This window comes from Xanthobacter albus, assembly GCF_043194895.2.
GTDB lineage: Bacteria > Pseudomonadota > Alphaproteobacteria > Rhizobiales > Xanthobacteraceae > Xanthobacter.
In genome coordinates this window covers 2644594-2657963 of sequence record NZ_CM195532.1, presented here as the reverse complement: position 1 = coordinate 2657963, position 13370 = coordinate 2644594, and the positions used below count along the sequence as shown (strand labels likewise).

Below are 13370 nucleotides of genomic sequence, written 5' to 3'. Positions count from 1 at the left end.
ATGAGCCGACGGCCTATCGTCGCCCTCCGAGCCGCCGCGATCCGGCCTGCGCCGCCGAAGCCCGCCCCGGCCCGTCCACGCGCCTGAAAGATCGAAGGAGAGAACCATGGCCATCGCGCACTCGAGCGCCGCGCCGGCCCGTCCGGGCCGCCAGCTGGTCCTCAACCTGTTCATCTATCCCGGCGGACACCACGAGGCCGGCTGGCGCTATCCGGGCTCGACGCCGGAACGGCTGCTGGACATCGGCTTCTACCAGGACCTCGCGCGCTCGGCCGAGGCCGCCAAGCTCGACGCCGTCTTCTTCGCGGACGGCCCGGCGCAGGTGGACGACATCCGCTACGCCTCGCGCTTCCGGCTGGAGCCCCTCACCTGGCTTTCCGCCATCGCGGCGGCCACCAGCCGCATCGGCCTCATCGGCACCGCCTCCACCACCTATTACGAGCCCTACAATCTCGCCCGGCTCTATGCCTCGCTCGATCATATCTCCGGCGGGCGCGCGGGCTGGAACATCGTCACCACCGCCGTGCCGCAGGCCTCCGCCAACTTCGGCCTCGCCGAGCCGCCGGGCCACGCCGAGCGCTACGCCCGCGCCGCCGAGTTCGTGGATGTGGTGACCAAGCTGTGGGACAGCTGGGAGGACGAGGCCCTGGTGGCCGACGCCGCCTCCGGCCTGTTCGCGGACGATGCCCGCATCCATCCCATCGAGCACGTGGGCCGCCATTTCCGGGTGAAAGGCGCGCTCAACCTGCCGCGCGGGCCGCAGGGACGGCCGGTCTACGTGCAGGCCGGCTCCTCCGACGACGGCCGCTCCTTCGCCGCGCGCTATGCCGAGGCCATCTTCACCGCCCACCAGACCATTGAGAGCGCCCAGCGCTTCTATGCGGACATCAAGCGACACGCCGCCGGGCTCGGGCGAAACCCGGACCATGTGAAGATCCTGCCCGGCATCAGCCCCTACATCGGCGCCACCGAGGCCGAGGCGAAGCGGCTCCAGGAGGAGCTCAACGACCTCATCCAGCCCGCCTACTCCCTCGCCCAGCTCAGACAGATCACCGGCGTGGACTTCACCGGCCATCCGCTTTCCGCCGAGGTGCCGCTCGATGCGTTCGCGGACGCCGCCCCGGCCAAGCAGGTGGCGAGCCGCTTCCAGCTCGTGGTCGACATCGTGCAGCGCGAGCGGCCGACCCTGCGCCAGCTCATCGACCGGCTGGCGGGGGCCCGCGGGCACTATGTGTTCGCCGGCACGCCGGAGCGGATCGCGGACGAGATCCAGCTCTGGTTCGAGAACGGCGCCGCGGACGGCTTCAACGTGATGCCGCCCTGGTTCCGCGGCGGCTTCGACCTGTTCGCCTCGGAGGTGGTGCCGCTGCTGCGCAGGCGCGGCCTGTTCCGCCACGACTACACCGGCCGCACCCTGCGCGAGCACTACGGCCTGCCGCGCCCCGCGAGCACCTACGCCACACACGCCCGCGCCACCGCCTGAGGCGCCCCACCCGCAGACAGGACACAGGACCATGACGATCGCCACTCCCCTCCGCGCCGCCGGCCACCCGGTGGAGCCGCTCTTCCTCGACCGCTGGTCGCCCCGCGCCTTCACCGGTGAGGAAATCCCCCAGCAGGTGCTCGATTCGCTGTTCGAGGCGGCGCGCTGGGCGCCCTCCAGCTACAATTCCCAGCCCTGGCGCTTCCTCTATGCCAAGCGCGGCACCCCGCAGTTCGAGACCTTCCTCGCGCTGCTGAACCCCTACAACCAGCAATGGGCGAAGAACGCGTCGGCGCTCATCATCGCCCTGTCGTCGCGCACCTTCGTGCGTCCGGGCACGACGGAGGTCATCGCCGCCCGCACCCATTCCTTCGATACCGGCGCGGCCTGGGCGCACCTCGCGCTTCAGGCGGCGAAGCTCGGCTGGCACGCTCACGGCATCGGCGGCTTCGACATTGAGAAGACCCGCGCCGACCTCAAGGTGCCCGAGGGCTACGAGGTGGAGATCGCCATCGCCGTGGGGCGGCGCGGCGACAAGTCCCTCCTGCCGGAGAGCTTCCATAAGGGCGAGACGCCCAACGGCCGCCGCCCGGTTTCCGAAACCGCCTTCGAGGGCGCCTTCCCGGCCGGTTGAGCCCCTCCGACGGCAGGGGCGCGGTGGGCACGCTGCCCGCCACGCCCCGCGCCGACGCCCGTCGCGAAGCCGGTCGCCGCAGTGCGGCACTCACAATTTAGTTTACTTATTTAATCGATTTAATTTATTTTATCCGTTGAAGTGCGCCGCGCTTCCGGATTCCCGCTCGGCCCTCCCCCAACGACGGACCCATCGCCTTGCCTCTCCTCGCCCGCTCTCTCCGTTCCCGGCCCCTCATCGCCCGGCCGTTCCTGTCGCGCGTCGTCGCCGCCGCGCTTTCGGGCCTCGCCCTCCTGTCGCTGTCCGCCGCCGCGCAGGCACAGGCGCCGGCCACCGACAAGCCGCTGAAGGTGGGCGTCTCCGCCGGCCCCTACGGCGACATCCTGCGTGAGGCCGCGCGGCTTTCCGAGAAGGAGGGCGTGAAGGCCGAGATCATCGAATTCACAGACTGGAACCAGCCCAACGCGGCGCTGGAGGCGGGCGACATCGACCTCAACAATTTCCAGCACAAATTCTACCTCGCCAATCAGGTGAAGGCGCGCGGCTACCATCTGGTGGCGCTCGAGCCGTCCATCCTGGTGCCGGCCGGTATCCACTCGAAGAAGTATGCCAAGGCCTCGGAGATCCCCGACGGGGCCAAGATCGCCATTCCCAACGACCCCACCAACGCGGCGCGCGCGCTGCTGCTGTTCGAGAAGGCCGGCCTCATCAAGCTCAAGCCCGGCGCCGGCCTGTCCGCCAGCGTGCTCGACGTGGCGGAGAACCCCAAGAAGCTCCAGATCGTGGAGCTGGACGCGGCCCAGCTGCCCCGCTCGCTGGATGATGTCGCCGCCGCCTTCGTTTCCTCCAACTACGCCTATCTCGCCGGCCTCGACCTCAACAAGGCGCTGGTGGCCGAGACCTCGGACGCGGAGGCCAAGCCCTACTTCACCCTTATCTTCGCCGCCCGCGACGACCGCAAGGATGACCCGCGCATTCGCAAGTTCATCGAGGTCTACCGCTCGCAGCCGGTGAAGGACTTCATCGCCGCCAAGTTCAACGGAACCATCCTGCCCACCTGGTGAGCAGGGCTGCGGCGAAGCGGGAGCATGCCATGACCAACGTGACCGTCCTAAACATCTCCGACGCCGGCAACCGGCAAGCCCCCGCCTTCGACTGGACCGCCGCCGCGGGGCAGGTGGCCGTCGAGCTCGCCAAGGATGCCGCCGCGCGCGACCGCGCCGGCGCCACGCCCCGGCGCGAGCTGGAATTGCTGCGCGCGTCGGGGCTCCTGTCGCTCATCAGCCCCCGCGCGCACGGGGGCGCCGGCGGCAGCTTCTCGGACGCGCTGGGCGCGGTGCGCCTCATCGCGCGGGCGGATGCCTCCATCAGCCAGCTCCTGGCCTACCACTACCTGCACCTCACCAACGCCCTCTGGCGGGCCGGCGCTGAGCAGGGCGAGGCGCTCTCGCGCGCCTCGGTGGCGGGCCAGTGGTTCTGGGGCGGCGCCTCCAACCCGCGCGATCCGGAATCGACCCTCGTCGCGGACGGGGACGGCTACCGCCTCAACGGCGCGAAGACCTTCGCCTCCAACGCCGCCCTCGCCGACCGCATCACCCTGCGCGCGCAGCTCGGCGACGGCTTCGCGGTGCTGGTGGTGCCCGGCGACCAGGAAGGCGTGAGCCACGGCGACGACTGGGACGCCATCGGCCAGCGGCTCTCGGAGAGCGGCACCGTGCGCTTCTCGAACGTGCGGGTGGAGAAGAACGAGATCCTCGGCGATCCTTCCGCCCCGCCGCCGGCGCGCACCAGCCTCGTGGTGCCCTTCCACCAGCTGCTCATCGTGAACATCTATCTGGGCACGGCCCAGGGGGCGCTCGCGGAAGCGAGCCGCTACATCCGCGAGGTCTCCCGGCCCTGGGCCGCCTCCGGCGTCGCGCGGGCGAGCGAGGACCCCTATATCCTGGAGCATTACGGCGACCTGGACGTGGAGCTTCGCGCCTCGGTCGCCCTCGGCGACGTGGCGGCCCAGGAGCTGGAAAAGGCCCTCGCGCGCGGCGATGCCATCACCCCGGCGGAGCGCAACCTCGCCGCCGCCGCCATCTACGCGGCGAAGGTGCACGCCACCCGCACCGGCCTGGAGGTGACCTCCAAAATCTTCGAGCTGATGGGCGCCCGTGCCACCGCCAGCCGCCATGCCTACGACCGCTTCTGGCGGAACATCCGCACCCACACCCTGCACGACCCGGTGACCTACAAGTCCCGCGAGGTGGGCAATTACGCGCTCAACGGCCAGCTCACCGCCCTGCCGCTCTACAGCTGAGCCGCCGGCGCTCCAACGGAGGACGAGACCATGGGCGCCCCCAGGCAGCTCCGCTTCAACGCCTTCAACATGGCCGCGCCCGGCCACACCTGGGCCGGCCTGTGGGCCCACCCGCGCGACAAGGCGGCGGGCTACAACAGGCTCGACTATTGGATCGAGCTTGCCCGCACCGCCGAGCGCGGCCTGTTCGACGGCGTCTTCATCGCCGACGTGCTGGGCATCTATGACGTCTATGGCGGCAGCCCCGAGGCGGCCCTGCGCTCCGCCGCGCAGACGCCGCAGATCGACCCGGCGCTGGTGGTGCCCACCATGGCCCACGCCACGCGGCACATCGGCTTCGGCGTGACGGCGAACCTCACCTATGAGCACCCCTACCAGTTCGCCCGGCGCTTCGCGACGCTGGACCACCTGACCGGCGGGCGCGTGGGCTGGAACATCGTCACCGGCTATCTCGACAGCGGCGCCAAGGGCATGGGCCACACCGCCAACCGCGCCCACGACGCCCGCTATGACGCGGCGGAGGATTTCCTTTCCGCCGTCTACAAGCTCTGGGAAGGCAGCTGGGAGGACGGCGCGGTGCGGCGCGACCGGGCGGCGCGCGTCTTCACCGATCCCACCAAGGTGCACCGGGTGCATCATGACGGGCCCTATTATCAGGTGGACGGCATCCAGCTCGCCGAGCCCTCTCCCCAGCGCACGCCGGTGCTCTACCAGGCGGGCACCTCGGAGCGCGGGCGGCTGTTCGCGGCCCGGCATTCGGAAGCCATCTTCCTGAACGGCCAGACGAAACCCATCCTCGCCGACGCGGTGAAGGCGGTGCGCGCGGCGGCCCGCGGCTTCGGCCGCGACCCCCATGATATCCGCATGTTCGTGGGCGCCACCGTCATCGTCGCGCGCACCCGCGCGGAGGCCGAGGACAAGCTCGCCGAATATGCGAGCTATATCGACACCGCCGGCCAGCTCGCCTTGCTCTCGGGCTGGACCGGGGTGGACCTCTCCAAGGTCGATCCCGACGACGCCATCGCCTTCGTGAAGAGCAACGCCATCCAGTCCACGCTGGAGAACCTCACCCTGCGCAGCAAGGTGCCGCTCAGGGTGCGCGATCTCGCCACCCTCTCCGCCACCGGCGCGCGCGCGCCGTTCGTGGTGGGCACGCCCTCGGAGGTGGCGGACGCGCTCGTCTCCTGGGCGGAGGAGACCGACGTGGACGGCTTCAACCTGAACCGGGTGGTCTCCCACGAGACGCTGGCCGATTTCGTGGACCTCGTGGTGCCCGAGCTTCAGGCGCGCGGCGTCTACCGCACCGCCTACGGCGAGGGCACCCTGCGCGAGAAGCTGTTCCCCGGCCGGGGTCCGCGCCTTCACCATACCCACCCGGGCGCATCCTTCCGCCACCTGGAGGCGCCGCAGCAGGAGCGCGCGGCCGCGCGGGCGTGAGCCCCGGTGCCTGGGAAAAGGCGCTTGCCGGTGCTAAGTATTCTCCACGCGACCGCGGGGGCAGGCTGGCGATGTCGGGATTTCAGGTGAACTGGCGCGGCTTCAAGTTCGACCTCGAATGGGGCCAGGTGGCCACCGAGACCGAGAATGAGCTGCGCATCATGCAGGCGGACGGTGGCGCCTGGATCATCCGCGACGAGCCGGGCAAGGGCGTCAGCGTCCTGTTCCAGGCCGCGCCGCCGGACCTGCTGATGGATCGCACCGCCGCCCCCTGGGTGCCGCCCCGCCGCCCCCAGGCCGGCGCGCCGGACGGCTCCCGGTCCTGAGGCCGGCGGCCCATCGAGGCCGTTGATTTTATCAACCTGTTGATATAGCTGGAGGGCAGAGACTCCCCCCGCAGGAGAGACCTGTTCCATGTGCCCGCCCCCAGATTCCTCGGGCGTGTCTGTCCGCCGCGAGGCTTCCCCGGAAGCCGAGCGATTCGAGGTGGCGAACCGCCTGTTCCTTCGCCTCTACCAGTGCTCGAACCTCCTGCACAAGAACGGCACCCGCCAGATGGGCGATTTCGGCGCCACCACCCAGCAGTGGGCGGTGCTGGGCGCGCTGGCGCGGCCGCTGGTGGCGGCCAAGGGCATGAGCGTGAAGGACCTCATCGAATTCCTGCTGCTCAGCCGCCAGAATCTCACCGCCGTGCTCGACCGGCTGGAGGCGCGGGCCTGGGTGGAGCGCGTGAAGGACCCGGAGGACGGCCGCAGCCGCCTCATCCGCCTCACCGAGGAAGGCGACCGCAGCTGGCAGGCCATGCGCGGGCCCATCGAGACCTTCTACAACCACGCCCTCTCCCCCCTCAGCGAGGCCGAGCAGGTGCTGCTGGTGCAATTGCTCGACCGCCTGAAGGGCGGGCTCAACGCCGGCTGAGCACGCGGGACGCCGCGACCGGCAGGACGTCCCTTCTGCCCACCTGACAGGACCGCCATGACGGGCGGCGCGCGCCGCCGGAACCGACGGATCGGCGCGCCCATCTCCTTGCAATCGCGCATGATGAGGCCCTTCGCCGCGAGGGACGCCGTCCCCTGCCCGCTTTCCGGCACACAGGAACCGCGAGCCGGGGCACAGGGAGCATGCAGCCCCGGCGCCTTGCACGGCTGTTTCTTATAGGGTACCACCCTATCCCATGGCACATACCCGCGACCCCAAGCAGAATGCCGCCCTGCTGATGCGCGTGAAGCGCATCGCCGGGCAGATCGAGGCCATCGAGCGTGCCCTCTCGGGCGGCATGGAGTGCGCCGACGTGCTGCATCAGGTGGCCGGGGTGCGCGGCGCCGTGAACGGCCTGATGGACGAGATTTTCGAGGCCCACCTCAACGAGCACGTGGCCCGACCCGGCCTCTCCGACGAGGAGCGCGCGCGGGGGGCGGACGAGCTCTCCACTGTGCTCCGCCGCTACGCCAGATAGTCCGCCGCCGCCCGGATGAAGGAACCCGCCATGTCCCACACCCACGCCGCCCCGCCGGCTGATGCCGCCCACAGCCACGTATTCCTCGGCGCGCGCCACGAGGAAAACACGCGGCGGACCGTGTGGGTGGTGATCCTCACCGCCGTGATGATGATGGGCGAGATCATCGCCGGCACCATTACCGGCTCCATGGCCCTGCTGGCGGATGGCTTCCACATGGCGACCCACGCCGGCGCCCTCGGCGTCGCCGCCATCGCCTATGTCTACGCGCGCCGCCACGCCGGCGATACGCGCTTCTCCTTCGGCACCGGCAAGGTGGGCGACCTCGCCGGCTTCGCCTCGGCGCTGGTGCTGGGGCTGGTGGCGGTGGGCATCGCCGTGGAATCCTTCGCGAGGCTGCTGGAGCCGGTGGACGTGGCGTTCGGGGAAGCGATCGCGGTGGCGGTGCTCGGCCTCGGCGTCAACATCGTGAGCGCGCTGCTGCTGAGCGGCGGCCACCATCACCACGGCCACGACGGGCACCATCACGAGGAGGCGCACACCCACGGCCATCACCACGAGGCGGACAACAACCTCCGCTCCGCCTATTTCCACGTGCTGGCCGATGCGCTCACCTCCGTGCTGGCCATCGCGGCGCTGATGGCGGGCCGCTACCTCGGCTGGGCCTGGTGCGACCCGCTCATGGGCATCGTGGGCGGCATCGTCATCGGCCGCTGGTCATGGACCCTCATGCGCGACACCGCCGCGGTGCTGCTCGACGCCACCGACGCCCACGTGGCCGAAGAGGTGCGCGAAGCGGTGGAAGGCCCCGGCGATGCCGTGATCCAGGACCTCCATGTGTGGCGGATCGGCCCGCAGGCGCGCGCCGCCATCGTCAGCGTGCGCGGAACGGGCCTCGACCCGGCGACGATCCGCGCGCGCCTCGCCCCGGTGGACGAGGTGGCGCATCTCACGGTGGAGTGCCACTGAAGCGGTTCCGGCGCACAGGACTGTCATTTCCACAAAGGCGCCGCGCCGGGATGGGCGCGGCGCCTTTTTCACATCACAATTGCGACTATCATCTTTATCCACATTCAGCTTGACGCGTTCGTTAAACAGAACAATACTCCCGTCAATCCAGCCGCCAGAGCATCCGGGCCGATCATGTCGATGTGTCGCTTCTTCCTGTGATCCGGCTGCCAGCCGCAAGCGAGGCCATGACGCTGAAAAGCCATCGCCTCCAGCGCGCGCCGGCGGATTTTCCTTCCAGCCCTGTGGCCGCGCGTCATGTCGACATTCCGTTCCCCCTCCGCGAACATCCGGTCTGACGAACGCACCCAGGGCTCCACCACGGAGCCTCCCGTGAACGCCCCCCTTTCCCATGATCCCGGGCCGCAGGCCGCCACGGCCGCGCCGGTCATCCTGTTCGACAAGGTCGAGAAGACCTATGCCGCCCGGCGCGGGCACCAGCCGGTGACCGCCCTGTCCGAGATTTCCCTCTCGGTGCCGGAGGGTGCCATCGTCGGCGTCATCGGCCGCTCGGGCGCGGGCAAGTCCACCCTCATCCGCCTCGTGAACGGGCTGGAGACACCCTCCGCCGGCCGCGTGGTGGTGGACGGGGTGGACATCGGCGCCCTCTCCGAGAAGGCACTGCGCGCCCAGCGCCGCTCCATCGGCATGATCTTCCAGCACTTCAACCTGCTGGCCCGCCGCACCGCCTATGACAACGTGGCGCTGCCGCTGGAAATCGCCGGCCTGCCCGCGCGCGAGATCAAGGCGCGGGTGGAACCGCTGCTGGAGCTGGTGGGCCTCGCCGACAAGCGCGACCGCTACCCCGCCGAGCTTTCCGGCGGCCAGAAGCAGCGCGTCGGCATCGCCCGCGCCCTCGCCACCCGGCCGCGCGTGCTGCTCTCCGACGAGGCCACCTCCGCCCTCGACCCGGAGACCACGAACCAGATCCTCGCCCTGCTGCGCAAGGTGAATGCCGAGCTGAAGCTCACCGTGCTGCTCATCACCCACGAGATGGCGGTCATCAAGGCGGTGGCAGACCAGGTGGCGGTGATCGACGGCGGCCGCATCGTGGAGGAAGGCTCCACCTACGACGTGTTCGCCCAGCCGCGGCACCCCACCACCCGCGCCTTCCTCTCCGCCCTCACCGGCGCCAGCCTGCCGCCCTATGTGGCGGACCGGCTGAAGGCCGAGCCGGGGCCGGGCCGCGACGCGCTGGTGCGCATCGTCTTCACCGGCGGCCATGCCACCGATCCCGTGCTGTCACGCGTGTCGCGGCTGCTGTCGGTGGATATCAACATCATCCAGGCGCAGGTGGACGAGATCGCCGGCAACCCGTTCGGCGTCATCGTCATTTCCGTGCCGGGGGACGCCGCCACCCTCTCCGCCGTGACCAACGCGGTGGAGCGGCTGAATCTCAGCTCCGAGGTGCTCGGCTATGTTTGACCTGACCTTCGGCCTCGTTTCCCCCGCCATGGCGGACCTCATCGTCGAGGCCACCAGGCAGACTCTCTACATGGTGCTCGTTTCCGGCGTGCTGGGCACCGCCGTGGGCCTGCCGCTGGGCGTGTTCCTGGCCACCAGCCGCCCCGGCGAGCTGTTCGCCGCGCCGTGGCTCAACTCCGCCCTCGGCCTGCTGGTGAACGCGGCGCGCTCCACGCCCTTCATCATCCTGGTGGTGGCCATCATCCCCTTCACGCGGCTGGTGGCGGGCACCACCATCGGCACCAACGCGGCCATCGTGCCGCTCACGGTGGCGGCGGCGCCCTTCATCGCCCGGCTCATCGAGGCCTCCATCCGCGAGGTCGACCAGGGCCTGGTGGAGGCCGCCCGCGCCATGGGGGCGAGCCCGCTGCAGATCGTCGCCAAGGTGCTGCTGCCGGAGGCGCTGCCCTCCATCAGCCTGGCGCTCACCCTCGCCGTGGTCTCGCTGCTCGGCTACTCGGCCATGGTGGGCGCGGTGGGCGGCGGCGGCCTGGGAGACCTGGGCATCCGCTTCGGCTACCAGCGCTTCATGCCGGAGGTGATGGCCATCGTGGTCGTCGTGCTCATCGTGCTGGTGCAGGGCGTGCAGAGCCTGGGCGACACCCTCGCCCGCCGGCTCGACAAGCGCCATCGCGGCTGACGCCGCCCGCTCCCCCTCCCCTGGCGGCCCGCCAGCCGCCCGTTCGTTTTGATGGAGAGACATCCATGAAGCTCACCGCATTCGCCCTCGCCGCGGCGTTCGGGCTCGCCGGCCTCTCGGCCGCGGGCGCCGAGACCATCAAGGTCGCCGCCACCCCCGGCCCCCATGCGCAGATCCTGGAGGCGGTGAAGCCCATCGCCGCCAAGAAGGGGCTCGACATCCAGGTGATCGAGTTCTCCGACTATGTGGTGCCGAACGCGGCCCTCTCTTCCGGCGAGATCCAGGCCAACTCCTTCCAGCACAAGCCCTATCTCGACGCGCAGATCGCCGATCGCGGCTACAAGATCACGCCCGTGGGCTACACGGTGAACTTCCCCATCGGCGTCTACTCCAAGAAATACAAGAGCTTCGAGGAGATCCCGGCCGGCGCCACCATCGCCATTCCCAATGATCCCACCAATGGCGGGCGCGTGCTGCTGCTGCTCTCCGACAAGGGGCTCATCAAGGTCGATCCCAAGGCCGGGGTGAAGGCCTCGGTGGCGGACATCCTGGAGAATCCGAAGAAATTCAAGTTCGTGGAGATCGACGCCGCCCAGCTTCCGCGCTCGCTGCCGGACGTGGACGCCGCCGGCATCAACACCAACTATGCCAAGGAAGCCGGCCTCGACCCGGTGAAGGACCCCATCCTGCGCGAAGAACCCAAGGGGCCTTACGTGAACGTCATCGCCGTGCGCACCGAGGACAAGGACAAGCCCTGGGTGAAGACCCTGGTGGAGAGCTACCAGTCGCCGGAAGTGAAGGCCTTCATCCTCGACACCTACAAGGGCGCGGTGCTGCCGAGCTGGTGAGCCGCCGCGGCCGAGAGGAAAGCGGCGCCGGCCTCAGCCGGCCCGCCGCGCGACGATGAACAGCCGCGGGAAGGCGAGGAGCACCTTGCCGTCCCGCTGCTCCGGATAGGGCGCCACCAGGCGCTGGCGGTATTCCTCCAGGAACTGGGCCTTCTCGTCGCCCACCAGGGGGTCGATGAAGGGCCGAAGGCCGGTGCCCTTCACCCACTCCACGATGGCGGCGGGCCCGTCGAGCGGATGATTGTAGATGGTGTGCCACACGTCCACCCGCGCCGCCGCGCCGATCATGAGGTCGTAATAGGCGCCGGGCGGCGGCAGGGTGGTGCGCCCCGCGATGGCGTTGCGCAGCCGGCCGGCCCAGGGGCCCATCATGGCCGTCTCCCGCATGGCGACATGGGAGGGCTCATCGAGATTGTCCGGCATCTGCACCGCCAGCACCCCGCCGGGGGCGAGCAGCGAGAGCAGCCGGGGGAAGACCGCCTCATGGTCCGGCACCCATTGCAGCACGGCGTTTGCGAAGATGAGATCGGCCGGGCGCGGCAGGGTGAAGGAGGCGGCGTCTCCTGCCTCGAAGCGCGCCGCCGGCAGGCGCTTGCGGGCCGCCTCCAGCATGTCGGGGGAGGTGTCGAGGCCCAGGATCTGCGCATCGGGGAAGCGGGCGGCAAGCAGCTCGGTGGAGTTGCCCGGCCCGCAGCCGAGATCCACCACGAAAGCCGCCCGCGCGAGCGGAACCTGCGCCAGGAGATCGCGCGCCGGCCGGGTGCGCTCATCCTCGAACTTCAGATACTGGCGAACGTTCCATTCGGCCATGTGGGTCTCCTCGCAAGGTCGAAACGTCACATTAGCACCCGCCGCACGGGAACGCGCCTCCGCTCACTATCGCAGTGACGTGAGCGGGGCTATGGTTCACCCTCGCCCCTGCCTGCGGAGTCCCGCCCCGATGCTTCGAGCCGCGCTCGCCGCTCTCCTGCTCCTGGCCGCCCTTCCCCTCCACGCCGAGGGCCTGCGCCCCGAATCGACCGCGCTCGTCGTCACGCCCCTCCAGGAGGCGAGCTGGGTGCCCGCGGACGACGGAAAGCTCCATGTGGAGTATGACCTGCTGGTGGTGAACACCTTCCCGGTGCCGGTCACCGTGAACTCCATCGAGGTCCTCGATTCCTCCGGGCGCGAGCTGGGCCGCTTCGCCCAGCCGGCGCTCGCCGAATCCACCAGCTACATCCTGGACCGGAGCAAGCTGCGCACCCTTCCGGCCAACAGCGCCACGATCATCGAGATCGACCTCGCGCTCGAAGGCGGGCCGGTGCCGGAGCACCTCACCCACCGCATCCTCGCCTCCGCCCCGGAAGCCGACGGCGCCGTGCGCGCCCTGCTGACCGGCGAGCCGATGGACGGGCCCGACGTGAAGGTGCGGACCACGCGCCCCATCGCCATCCGCCCGCCGGTACGCGGCGCGGGCTGGGTGGCGTTCAATGGGTGCTGCACGCCGAACGTGCACCGCAGCGCCCGCTATGCCGCCGGCACCCGCATCGCCGCCTCGGAAACCTACGCCATCGACTTCATCCGGCTGGAAAACGACCGGCCCTTCTCCGGCAGCGGCAGCGACAACGTGCACTATCCCTCGTTCGGAAACGCCGTGCTGGCGGTGGCGGAGGGCGAGGTGGTGGCGGCGGTCGACGGGATCGCCGACGCCATGCCGCACCGGCCCATCGGCGGCCTGCACGCGCCCCTCGATCTCGGCGGCAATTTCGTGCTCCAGCGCATCGCGCCGGATGTCTATGCCTTCTACGGCCACCTGAAGCAGGGCAGCCTGGAGGCGAGGCCGGGCACGATTCTCAAGGCCGGCGAGAAGCTGGGCGAGATCGGCTCCTCCGGCAACTCGGCCGCGCCGCACCTGCACTTCGGCCTGGTGGACCGGCCCGATTTCGTCACCGGCAATGCCGTGCCGTTCGTGTTTCCGGCCTACACCCTCACCGGCCGCATCAATAAGGTGAGCGAGGAGGGGCTCGACATGGAGAAGACCTCCGAGGCGGTGAGATCGGCCTATCCGCTGGAGGGCGGCATCGCCACCTACGAATAGGCGACGGCGCGGGCGCCATTG

The 13370-nt window shown here is 70.0% G+C and carries 15 protein-coding genes; 13 read left to right on the top strand and 2 right to left on the bottom strand.

From position 1 onward, the window contains the following. Positions 1-106: 106 nt before the first annotated feature. The 9 genes from V5F75_RS11785 to dmeF all read left to right on the top strand — a co-directional run bounded on the left by V5F75_RS11785 (position 107) and on the right by dmeF (position 8281). Positions 107-1483 carry an LLM class flavin-dependent oxidoreductase gene (locus V5F75_RS11785; RefSeq protein WP_394035036.1) on the top strand — a complete coding sequence of 459 codons (1377 nt, stop codon included), beginning with the start codon at positions 107-109 and terminating at the stop codon, positions 1481-1483. A 31-nt stretch (positions 1484-1514) separates the two neighbouring features. Continuing rightward, the gene (locus V5F75_RS11780) at positions 1515-2117 is read left to right on the top strand and encodes a nitroreductase family protein (protein ID WP_394035035.1); all 603 of its coding nucleotides are present in this window, start codon (positions 1515-1517) and stop codon (positions 2115-2117) included. Positions 2118-2314: 197 nt separating this feature from the next. Continuing rightward, entirely contained in the window at positions 2315-3181 is an 867-nt protein-coding gene (locus tag V5F75_RS11775; protein WP_394035034.1) for a MetQ/NlpA family ABC transporter substrate-binding protein, read from the top strand. Positions 3182-3210: 29 nt separating this feature from the next. Then, positions 3211-4419 carry an acyl-CoA dehydrogenase family protein gene (locus V5F75_RS11770; protein ID WP_394035033.1) on the top strand — a complete coding sequence of 403 codons (1209 nt, stop codon included), beginning with the start codon at positions 3211-3213 and terminating at the stop codon, positions 4417-4419. Positions 4420-4449: 30 nt separating this feature from the next. After that, positions 4450-5856: an LLM class flavin-dependent oxidoreductase gene (locus V5F75_RS11765; RefSeq protein ID WP_394035032.1), complete on the top strand. Its 1407-nt coding sequence runs from the start codon at positions 4450-4452 to the stop codon at positions 5854-5856. Between the two features lie 71 nt (positions 5857-5927). Beyond that, positions 5928-6182, top strand: coding sequence for a hypothetical protein (locus V5F75_RS11760; RefSeq protein WP_394035031.1), 255 nt, complete (start codon positions 5928-5930; stop codon positions 6180-6182). Positions 6183-6297: 115 nt separating this feature from the next. Continuing rightward, entirely contained in the window at positions 6298-6774 is a 477-nt protein-coding gene (locus V5F75_RS11755; protein WP_393987400.1) for a MarR family winged helix-turn-helix transcriptional regulator, read from the top strand. Between the two features lie 256 nt (positions 6775-7030). Beyond that, positions 7031-7312, top strand: a complete 282-nt coding sequence (locus tag V5F75_RS11750) for a metal/formaldehyde-sensitive transcriptional repressor (protein WP_394035030.1) — start codon at positions 7031-7033, stop codon at positions 7310-7312. A gap of 30 nt (positions 7313-7342) precedes the next feature. Next, positions 7343-8281 carry a CDF family Co(II)/Ni(II) efflux transporter DmeF gene (gene dmeF, locus V5F75_RS11745; RefSeq protein ID WP_394035029.1) on the top strand — a complete coding sequence of 313 codons (939 nt, stop codon included), beginning with the start codon at positions 7343-7345 and terminating at the stop codon, positions 8279-8281. A 104-nt stretch (positions 8282-8385) separates the two neighbouring features. Here dmeF and V5F75_RS11740 read toward each other — a convergent pair whose 3' ends face one another. Beyond that, positions 8386-8640, bottom strand: a complete 255-nt coding sequence (locus V5F75_RS11740; protein WP_509212066.1) for a hypothetical protein — start codon at positions 8638-8640, stop codon at positions 8386-8388. 13 nt (positions 8641-8653) lie between these two features. Between V5F75_RS11740 and V5F75_RS11735 the strand changes: the two genes are divergently transcribed. The 3 genes from V5F75_RS11735 (at position 8654) to V5F75_RS11725 (ending at position 11272) form a co-directional block, all read left to right on the top strand. Continuing rightward, on the top strand, positions 8654-9745 hold the full coding sequence (locus tag V5F75_RS11735) for a methionine ABC transporter ATP-binding protein (protein ID WP_394035027.1): 1092 nt from the start codon (positions 8654-8656) through the stop codon (positions 9743-9745). Beyond that, positions 9738-10424, top strand: coding sequence for a methionine ABC transporter permease (locus V5F75_RS11730; RefSeq protein WP_394035026.1), 687 nt, complete (start codon positions 9738-9740; stop codon positions 10422-10424). Before V5F75_RS11735 ends, V5F75_RS11730 begins: the two co-directional genes overlap by 8 nt. Before the next feature lie 65 nt (positions 10425-10489). Then, positions 10490-11272: a MetQ/NlpA family ABC transporter substrate-binding protein gene (locus V5F75_RS11725; RefSeq protein WP_394035025.1), complete on the top strand. Its 783-nt coding sequence runs from the start codon at positions 10490-10492 to the stop codon at positions 11270-11272. 33 nt (positions 11273-11305) lie between these two features. Here V5F75_RS11725 and tam read toward each other — a convergent pair whose 3' ends face one another. Then, the gene (gene tam / locus V5F75_RS11720; protein ID WP_394035024.1) at positions 11306-12082 is read right to left on the bottom strand and encodes a trans-aconitate 2-methyltransferase; all 777 of its coding nucleotides are present in this window, start codon (positions 12080-12082) and stop codon (positions 11306-11308) included. Positions 12083-12212: 130 nt separating this feature from the next. On the opposite strand from tam, the gene V5F75_RS11715 reads away from it, so the two are divergent. Further along, positions 12213-13349, top strand: a complete 1137-nt coding sequence (locus V5F75_RS11715; RefSeq protein ID WP_394035023.1) for a M23 family metallopeptidase — start codon at positions 12213-12215, stop codon at positions 13347-13349. The last annotated feature ends 21 nt before the right edge of the window (positions 13350-13370 follow it).

Coding starts and splice junctions, on each gene's coding strand:
- V5F75_RS11760 (WP_394035031.1), top strand. CDS start 5,928: ATGTCGGGATTTCAGGTGAACTGGCGCGGCTTCAAGTTCGACCTCGAA.
- tam (WP_394035024.1), bottom strand. CDS start 12,082: ATGGCCGAATGGAACGTTCGCCAGTATCTGAAGTTCGAGGATGAGCGC.
- V5F75_RS11765 (WP_394035032.1), top strand. CDS start 4,450: ATGGGCGCCCCCAGGCAGCTCCGCTTCAACGCCTTCAACATGGCCGCG.
- V5F75_RS11715 (WP_394035023.1), top strand. CDS start 12,213: ATGCTTCGAGCCGCGCTCGCCGCTCTCCTGCTCCTGGCCGCCCTTCCC.
- V5F75_RS11780 (WP_394035035.1), top strand. CDS start 1,515: ATGACGATCGCCACTCCCCTCCGCGCCGCCGGCCACCCGGTGGAGCCG.
- V5F75_RS11750 (WP_394035030.1), top strand. CDS start 7,031: ATGGCACATACCCGCGACCCCAAGCAGAATGCCGCCCTGCTGATGCGC.
- V5F75_RS11785 (WP_394035036.1), top strand. CDS start 107: ATGGCCATCGCGCACTCGAGCGCCGCGCCGGCCCGTCCGGGCCGCCAG.
- V5F75_RS11725 (WP_394035025.1), top strand. CDS start 10,490: ATGAAGCTCACCGCATTCGCCCTCGCCGCGGCGTTCGGGCTCGCCGGC.
- V5F75_RS11770 (WP_394035033.1), top strand. CDS start 3,211: ATGACCAACGTGACCGTCCTAAACATCTCCGACGCCGGCAACCGGCAA.
- dmeF (WP_394035029.1), top strand. CDS start 7,343: ATGTCCCACACCCACGCCGCCCCGCCGGCTGATGCCGCCCACAGCCAC.
- V5F75_RS11730 (WP_394035026.1), top strand. CDS start 9,738: ATGTTTGACCTGACCTTCGGCCTCGTTTCCCCCGCCATGGCGGACCTC.